Origin of the sequence: Nonomuraea sp. NPDC049637, assembly GCF_040675235.1 — a bacterium.
Lineage (GTDB): Bacteria > Actinomycetota > Actinomycetes > Streptosporangiales > Streptosporangiaceae > Nonomuraea.
In genome coordinates this window covers 1-7,010 of record NZ_JBFAOM010000104.1, presented here as the reverse complement: position 1 = coordinate 7,010, position 7,010 = coordinate 1, and the positions used below count along the sequence as shown (strand labels likewise).

Sequence of the window (7,010 nt, the reverse complement as noted above, 5' to 3'; positions counted from 1 at the left end):
CGGCGCGGGCCTGCAGCCGGGTGGCGGCGGCGGCTTCGCCCTGGGCGGCGGTCAGGGCCAAACGCGCCTCGGTCGCCTCCTGCCGGGCGGTCTCGGCGCGGCCTTCGGCGGTCTCGGCCCGGGCCTGGGCCTGGCGGCTGTCGTGCTCGGCACGCTCGCGGGCGAGGTCGGCCTCGGCGGCCGCGGACCGCAGGGTCTCGGCGTGCCGGGCGTGCTCTTCTGCGGCGGCGCGCAGCCGGTCGAGCTCGCGCCGGGCCTCCTCCAGCAGGGCGGCCGTCCGTTGCTGCTCGACCTCGGCCTGCTCCCGCTCGCGCAGCGCGTTGTCGCGGGCCTGCTCGGCCGCGCCCCGGGCGCGTTCGTGCTCGGCCACCTGGGCCCAGGCGCCGCGGGCATCCTCCTTGGCCGCGTCTACCTTGCTGTTGGCCTCCCGCTCGGCGCGGCGCTGCTCCCGCTCGGCGGCCTGCTGATTCTCCCGGGCGGCCTGGGCGCGGCGGTCGGCCAGCTCGGCGCGGGTGTCGGCCTCGTTCTTCTCGCGGCGCGCCTGCGCGGCGTCGGCGCGGGCGGCCTGGGCCTGCGCGATCGTGTCGGCGACGGCTTGCTCCAGATCGGCGCGCAGCCCGGCCGCCACCGCGGCGATCTGGTCGGCCAGCGGCCCGAGTACGGCCTGGGCCTGTTCCAGACGCACCTGCCCGCTGTCGCGGGCGGCGGCGGTCTCGGCCGGGACGCGCTCGCGGTGGTAGCGGGTGCGGTGATCGGGGCTGCAGTCAAGCGCGTCGGCGCGCTTGCCCGGCGGCAGGGCGCCGCCGCAGTACCGGCAGGCCCGCCGCCCGGCGGCGCGGGTACGCGCGGCGCGCTCGGCGGCGACTGTCTCCTCCACCCGGCCGGACAGCGGCTCCGGCACCACTCCCCCGTCCGCGACGTCCGCCGCGGGACCAGGATCGGACAGTTCGTCCACGGAAGGGACCCCGAGCTGTCCCGCGAGGGGTGCCACCGGAATACGGCAGAAACGGGCCGCGGGCTTGATCAGCCGTTAGGATCTTGGCTTTCACGCTGATTGGTGATGGTTACCAGGGGTTCGGGTGGCGTTGATCGGCCGCACGGCTTACCCGAGGTTCGTGCGGGCGGTGTCAGCGCGGGAGCTGGCGGAGGTGTTCACCCCCGCGGCCGACGAGGTGGAGTGGGCGCGCGGCAAGTCGCAGGATGACCAGCATCTGCTGGCGCTGCTGGTGTGGTTGAAGGCGTATCAGCGGCTCGGGTATTTCCCGAAGCTGGCTGATGTCCCAACGGTGGTGGCTGATCACATTCGCGGCGTGGTCGGGCTGCCGGAGGGACTTGTTCTGGCTGAAGCGGCCGAGCGGTCGGCCAAGCGGCATCGGAGCTTCGTGCGTACGCGGATGGGCGTGACATACGACGGAGCCGGGGTGCGGGCGGTAGCTGCTGCGGCGATCCGTAAGGCGGCGCAGGGGAAGGACGACCCGGCCGACTTGATCAACGTGGCGCTGGAGGAGCTGGTCCGCGCGCAGTGCGAGCTGCCGGGCTACACGACGCTGGACGAGTTGACCAAGACGATCCGTACCGAGGTGAACCGCGGATTCTTCACGCTCGTGGCGGGCCGGGTCGATGTCGCTGCTCGCGCGAGGCTGACCAGGCTGCTGGTGGTCGATCCGGTCACGCGGCGCAGCGAGTACGACGGGCTGAAGGACGTGGCGCAGGCCGCTTCGCTGGGCAAGTTCAAGGGACGCCTGGCATTCCTGCAGAACCTGGACGCGCTCGGCTCGACCGAGGAGTGGCTGAAGGATGTCCCTCCAGGGAAGATCGCGCACTTCGCGGGCGAGGCGCGCGTCACCGACGTCGCCGATCTGCGCAAGGTGCTGGACGAGGACAAGCGGCTGACGCTGATCGTCAGCCTGCTGCACACGGTGCGGACCGGGGTCCGCGACGACGTGGTGACGATGTTCTGCAAGCGCATGGCCGCGATCCACAAGAAGGGCCGCGATCAACTGGAGACGCTGCGCGAGATGCACCGCGCGGAATCCGAACGACTTCTCGGCGTGTTCGGCGACGTCCTGGACAGCGTCCGCGAGGCGCTCGACCCCGACCAACACCAGGTCGGACCGGCGGACGCCGATGTCCCGGCGCACACCCGGAGCAGCGCAGGTGACCACGGGCAGGAGGTGGCTGAACGAGCTGGCCGCCTGGCGCTGAAGGCGCTTGAGCAGGGTGGCGGGCTGGACGCGCTGGCGGCCGCGCACGAGGCGGTGTCGGCCCATCACGGTAACAACTACCTGCCGCTGCTGGACCAGCACTACCGATCGCACCGCTCGGCCCTGTTCACCTTGATCGACTCGATCGAGTTGGAGTCGACCAACGCCGACCGCAGCGTCATGGACGCGGTGGAATACCTGAAGGCCCAGCGCGGTGCCCGCTCCGCGTTCGTCCCCGAGCACATCACTGTGGAGCGGGCAGACCCGGACGGTGTCCCGGAATCTGTGACGCTATTGGTCAACGTGGACGCGTTCGCCTCGGTGATGTGGCGGAAGATTCTGAAGGATTCAGACCGTCCGGGAATGCTGGTGCGCCGGCACCTGGGTCTGCGTGTTCTCCTACCTCGCGGCCGAACTGCGCTCGGGCGACATCGCCGTGGCCGGGTCGGATTCCTACGCCAACCTGCACGACCAGCTCATGTCCTGGCAGGAATGCCAGCCGCTATCCGAGGAGTTCTGCGCCGAAGCCGGCCTGCCGACCGACCCGGCGGAGCTGACCGGCCACTACAAGAAGCTGCTCGCCGACACCGCCGCGGCGGTCGACGCCGGCTACCCCGGCAACACCGATCTCGTGCTGGAGGACGGCCGCCCGCTCCTGCGCCGCCGCAAGGGCGCCGAGCGCAACACCGAGGCGCTCAAGTTGGAGGAGGCCGTGCACAACCGGCTCCCGCAGCGCGATCTGCTCGACATCCTCACTCGCACTGCCTACCAACTCGGCTGGCATCACCACTTCGGGCCCGCTTCCGGCTCCGACACGAAGATCAAGGAATCGCTCGGCCGGTACGTGTTGACCGTGTTCACCTACGGCACACTGCTAGAGCCTGTACGGAGTTGGGATCAGAGGGATTGCCTGCGGTACGGCCAGCCGCACTGGTAGGCCATCGAACATGGCACGTGGAGACCTCACCGACGAAGAATGGTCCTTGATCGAGCCTCGCTTACCGCTGGGCGAGCGGGGTCCGATCCCGGATCTGCGGCGGCTGTTCAATGCGGTGATGTGGCGGTTTCGTACCGGCAGCCCGTGGCGTGACCTGCCGCAGGAGTACGGGCCGTGGTCCACCGCCTACGACCGGTTCCGCACCTGGGCACTGGACGGGGTGTTCGAGCAGTTGATGCACGCCGTGATCGCCGAAGCCGCAGCTCGGGGACAGGCCGACCTCGACCTGGTCAGCGTCGACTCCACCACTGCCCGCGCCCACCATCATGCCGCCGGGATGGTCTTGGACGGTGAGCTGAGCGCAGCGCTGGAAGAAGCCTTCGAGAAGGAAAGGGGGCTTCGCCAAAGGGGCAAAACGCCCCCGACGGCGATCCCGGCGATCCCGGCGATGAAGAGAACAGCGACAACGACGACGGGGACGACGACGCGGGGAGCAAGCAGCGACGGCTGCGACGCCGCTACCGGTTCCGGTTGAAGGCGGCCAAGCTGGGCCGCTCACGGGGTGGCCTGACGAGCAAGGTGCATCTGGCGGCCGATGGTCGATGTCGTCCGCTGTCTTTCGTCCTGACCGTCGGCCAGGCCGGAGACAGCCCGCAGTTCCGCCCGGTGCTGGAGCGCATCAAGATCCGACTGCCGATCGGCCGTCCGCGCACCCGGCCGGGCGCGGTGGCCGCCGACAAGGCGTACTCCTCGCGCGGCAACCGCGCCTACCTGCGCCGACGCGGGATCAAGGCGGTCATCCCGGAGAAGGCCGACCAGGCGGCCAACCGCAAGAAGCGCGGATCTGCCGGCGGCCGGCCGGTCACCCATGATCCTGATCTGTACAAGCAGCGCAACACGGCCGAACGCTGCATCAACCGGATCAAACAGTGGCGTGGGCTGGCCTTCAGGTTCGACAAGACACCCGACAGCTATCTGGCCGGTCTGTACCTACGCGGGGCCGTCCTGTGGATCCGAAGCCTCCGGCCAGTCTGGAGATGAGAACTCCGTACAGGCTATAGGGCCGGTTCGTGGATCTCGGCGAGCACTGCCGATGGAACCGACGACCATGGCGCCGACGAGACGGTGGCCGCCGCACCAGGGCGGCGCGGCTGCTGGTGGCGCAGGCGACCAGCATGGTGCGCTGCAGGCCACGATGACTGAGTCGCGCCCGGGATGGACCATTTGATCTGACTGGATGGCATGGCCGGAGCGTGAGTGGCACACTGTGCCCGTGAAGATGATCATGATAGCGGTCGTGGTCTCGGCGGTGAACGTGGTCTTGACGGTCGCAGTGCTGATCTTTGTATCCATTTACGGATTCGCCGCGATGGATCTGGCAATGTGCAAGATTCGGGTGACGCAGCAGCGTCCCGTGCTGGAGAAGGAAGTGACCCCGTTGCTGGCCCGGGCGTTCCGTGCGGATTCGGTCAAAGCGATCGATCGTGAGGACAACTGCCAGTTCGAACCTCGTCCTGACCTTGTGCCCTTACCGACCGCCAGCGTGGTCGTGACGGTGGCGGATGATGCCCAGCATGTTCAGGATTCATTGGCGGTCATGCGTCGGGAAGGCTGGCGGTATGTGGAGCCCTTCGAGGAGATCGATGGGCCGCAAATGCCCGGGCTGAGGAAAGAGTTCTCGGATCACACCGTCGAGGTGTTCGTCGAGTACAACCCCCGCGAATCTGGCGGTTCGGGCGTGCACACGTGGGTCTTCGACTATTCCTAGATGATCGATTCCAAGGGTTTAGTGGTCGTATGCGGCCAGGGCTCGCATGACCGCATGACCGCCTGGCCGGTGTGATCGTTGTGCCAGATCGCGGCGGTGAGCGCGAGGATGCGCTGGAGGACGCGGACGGCCACGCCTCGGGGAGTGCGGCCGCGGTGTCGTTCGAGGTCGAGTTGGCCTTTGAAGGTTTCGTTGACCGACTCGATGACCTGCCGTAACGGCTTGAACAGCTGGGATCCGGCCCGCTCGGCCTCGCCTTTGCGGGTCGGCCGCAGCAGTCGTATGCCAAGCTCGGCCAGCTGCTGCTCGAACTCGCGGCCGAAGTAGTTCTTGTCGCCGATCAGCGTCTGACCGGGTCGGTCGGCGACGAGCTGGGGCTCGATGGCGAGCAGGTCCAACAGTGTCTCGCGCTCGTCGGCTTTCGCGCCGGTCAGCGCGAAGGCGACGGGAAGGCCGTGCAGGGTGCAGACCAGATGCAGCCGCAGTCCCCAGAAGTAGCGCGTGTGGCTGGCGCAGTACCCGTACTGCGCCCATCCAGCGAGGTCGGAGCGTTTAACGGTCTCACGGGAGCGGCCGCACTCCACCGGTGTCGAGTCCGCAACCCACACGTCGTCGCTCCACAGCGTGGTGTCGACCGCCAGCGTGCGCGTGACGCACCGGATGAGCTCGGCGGCCTTGCGTAGCCGTTTGTTGTAGCCGGACTGCTGGGGCAGGTAAGGGAACAGATGCCGCAGGTGAGCGCGGGCGTGTCGCAACCACCGGGCCTCGGAGGTGAAGCCGAGCATTGCTTGCATCATCGCCAACGTGACCAGCTCGGCATCGCTGAGCTGTGGCGTGATGCCCACGGCTGGCCGCCAGGGGGCGAGCTGCGGCGAATCCTTCAGTAGATCGTCGGTCTTGACGTAAAGTGCGGTCGCGAGGGAGTCCAGCTCTGTCTTCACACACTGACGTTGGACTCCCTCGTCTCATGCGTGCAGACGATCTCCTGAAGTAATCGATCATTTACGCGGTCGAGCGCCTGCGGGCCAGTTCCCTTTCCTCCTCGGGCAGCGCGTCAGCGACCAGCAGCCGCGGCAGTAGGTCCGGCTCGAGTGTCATCGCGCGGAAGACGAGTGCGACGGTCACGTCGTGGTCGGGCCGGTGCACAATCTCGACCGGGTCGGAAACCCGGATGTCTCCCGGCTCGATCACGCGCAGATAGGCGCCCGGAACCGCGGCCTGGGTAAACCGCTTGATCCAGCCCTCTCGCTCCAGCCATCCCTGGAACGTCGCACATGGGATCCTCGCGCACGACACCTCCAGGACAACATCCGGCCCGATGCGCCAACGCTCGCCGATCAGGGCGCCGTTGACATCGAGGCCGAGAGTCGTGAGGTTCTCCCCGAAGACGCCGTTAGCAAGCGGCCTACCCAGCTCGGCCTCCCACCCGTCGAGATCCTCGCGGCCATAGGCGTAGATGGCCTGATCGGAACCGCCATGGTGCTTCACGTCGTAGACGCGGTCGCCTACGAGACCGACCTCGCCGGTGCCCTTGGGACCGGGTGCAATGACGGCGACCGGACCATCAACAGGCCGCTTGTCGATGCCTGTCGCACTGAGGCCCTTCCAAGGGTTGGGTCGAGGCTTGCCGACATTGACGGAGAGCAGCTTCATGCCGCGCGAGGGTACCGACCTTTGCACGCCGGGGCGACTCATTTCCCTGCCAGCCCTTGGAATCGATCATCTAGGCAGTGTTCCGCGGATCTGGAGGTGTTTTCAGCCGCCTGATCCGCCGATCCAGGCAGCACAGTCGGCCGGCCGATCACCATGATCCCGATCGCTACAAGCGGCGCGACGCGGCCGAACGCTGGGTCAACCGGATGAAGGAGTGGTGTGGGCTGGCCTTCCGGTTCGACAAGATGTCCGACAGTCATCTGGCCGGCCCGCGTCTACGTGGAGCCGTCTTGTGGGAACCCGAAGCCTCCGACCAGTCAAGAGATCCGAACTCCGTACAGGCCCTAGTACTACAGCGAGCTTTCAGAATGTTTCAGCCGATGTCTTCTGTAGTGGCTGGCCCTGGCGCGGGTCTGATGGAGGCGTCGGTAGTGGGACCAGGCCAGAA

General features: G+C 67.8%; 5 protein-coding genes and 2 pseudogenes. 4 read left to right on the top strand and 3 right to left on the bottom strand.

The features are described from left to right. The coding region (locus tag AB0J71_RS49485) for a hypothetical protein (protein WP_364421350.1) at nucleotides 1-955 on the bottom strand (955 nt) is incomplete at its 3' end. 124 nt (nucleotides 956-1,079) lie between these two features. Between AB0J71_RS49485 and AB0J71_RS49480 the strand changes: the two are divergent. The 4 genes and pseudogenes from AB0J71_RS49480 to AB0J71_RS49465 all read left to right on the top strand — a co-directional run. Then, nucleotides 1,080-1,502, top strand: a pseudogene (locus AB0J71_RS49480) (DUF4158 domain-containing protein); the annotation flags it as partial. A gap of 1,093 nt (nucleotides 1,503-2,595) precedes the next feature. Beyond that, nucleotides 2,596-3,141 carry a hypothetical protein gene (locus AB0J71_RS49475; protein ID WP_364421352.1) on the top strand — a complete coding sequence of 182 codons (546 nt, stop codon included), beginning with the start codon at nucleotides 2,596-2,598 and terminating at the stop codon, nucleotides 3,139-3,141. Between the two features lie 10 nt (nucleotides 3,142-3,151). Further along, a pseudogene (locus AB0J71_RS49470) lies at nucleotides 3,152-4,182 on the top strand (IS5 family transposase). Between the two features lie 232 nt (nucleotides 4,183-4,414). Beyond that, nucleotides 4,415-4,909 carry a hypothetical protein gene (locus tag AB0J71_RS49465; RefSeq protein ID WP_364421348.1) on the top strand — a complete coding sequence of 165 codons (495 nt, stop codon included), beginning with the start codon at nucleotides 4,415-4,417 and terminating at the stop codon, nucleotides 4,907-4,909. Here the strand turns inward: AB0J71_RS49465 and AB0J71_RS49460 are convergent. Then, nucleotides 4,906-5,850 (bottom strand): IS982 family transposase, encoded by a 945-nt coding sequence (locus AB0J71_RS49460; RefSeq protein WP_364421346.1) that lies wholly within the window; start codon nucleotides 5,848-5,850, stop codon nucleotides 4,906-4,908. The genes AB0J71_RS49465 and AB0J71_RS49460 overlap by 4 nt on opposite strands. A 61-nt stretch (nucleotides 5,851-5,911) precedes the next feature. After that, nucleotides 5,912-6,562 carry an MOSC domain-containing protein gene (locus tag AB0J71_RS49455; protein ID WP_364421344.1) on the bottom strand — a complete coding sequence of 217 codons (651 nt, stop codon included), beginning with the start codon at nucleotides 6,560-6,562 and terminating at the stop codon, nucleotides 5,912-5,914. Nucleotides 6,563-7,010: the final 448 nt, after the last annotated feature.